Origin of the sequence: Mesorhizobium sp. M1A.F.Ca.ET.072.01.1.1, from assembly GCF_004023325.1 — a bacterium.
Lineage (GTDB): Bacteria > Pseudomonadota > Alphaproteobacteria > Rhizobiales > Rhizobiaceae > Mesorhizobium.
Genome location: NZ_RZSF01000665.1, coordinates 1 through 1,009 on the forward strand (window position 1 = coordinate 1; position 1,009 = coordinate 1,009).

1 protein-coding gene is annotated in these 1,009 nt (G+C 65.1%); it reads right to left on the reverse strand.

Annotation, left to right across the window (positions count from 1 at the left end; genetic code table 11):
* Nucleotides 1–1,009: hypothetical protein (locus EOA32_RS39090; protein ID WP_210214891.1), on the reverse strand; the 1,009-nt coding region annotated here is incomplete at both ends.

The window sequence follows — 1,009 nt, forward strand, 5'->3', positions numbered from 1 at the left end:
CTCAAGGGTCTCGGCGAGCAAAATTGCTCCAAGCTGCTGGCGGAGCGGCGTGGGATCGCGGTTGTCGGCATAGGTCCGCACGATCTCGCGGACCGTAGCGGGCGCAAATCGCTCCTGATAGCCCGATTGCGTGCCCTCCACGCCGATCATGTGGTCGGCCGAGCCGATCTCAGCGTCGCCAAAGCCGTGGCTGAAGACATGGCTGTAGCCCGCCACGCGGATCGTGCATTGGCCGTCGCGGATCGCCGTGCGCCAGCTCGAGTCGAGGCTGGTGCCGTCGCGCTGAGCGTCTTGCAGCATCTCGGCCAGCCGCGCGCGCCAGATCGCGGCGTCGGCCGGCTCGCCTTCGGCCGACAGCGCCTTTTCGAAGCGCCTCAGGCTAGCCTTGAGCTGGACCTGGCTGTGATCGGCCTTGTCGCGCAGCTTGGTCGTGGAGACAAACTTGGCCTCGGTGACGATTACATCGAGGAAGCGGTTGCCGTCGACGTCGATCGAGGGGGCGAGGCACAGCAGATCGGCCATGCGGCCTTCCACTTGGCCGAGCCAACTCGCATAATCGTCGAGGAACAGCCATGCCCGCGGCCGGTCGCCAAGTTCGTGATCCACCAGATATTTGCTGAGGACCACGCCGATCAGCTCGCCCGCGCTCGTCCCGCGCCGCGCCGCGCGCAGGACGATATCCCCCGATACGGAATTAGCGTCATTGATGAGCCTGCCTGCAAGCACGCCGGCGGCCTCTGCATCATAGCTGGCATCGAGACCGCGGAGCCGGCTACATAAGGTTGCGCGGAGCAGCGTATCGGACGCCTTTGACGAGATGATCAGCGAGCGATTGCTGCCGGCGGCATGCTTGTAGCGGATCACTGAGATACCGCTGTTGAGAAGCTGGCGCCGGTCGAGCAGGTCGTCGAAATTGACGACCCACGTGCCGAGGCGATGCGTTTCGTCGAGCACTTGCCGGGTTTCGTCAGACTGGAGCACCGTGCGCCGGTCGGGCACGCGGCAGAAG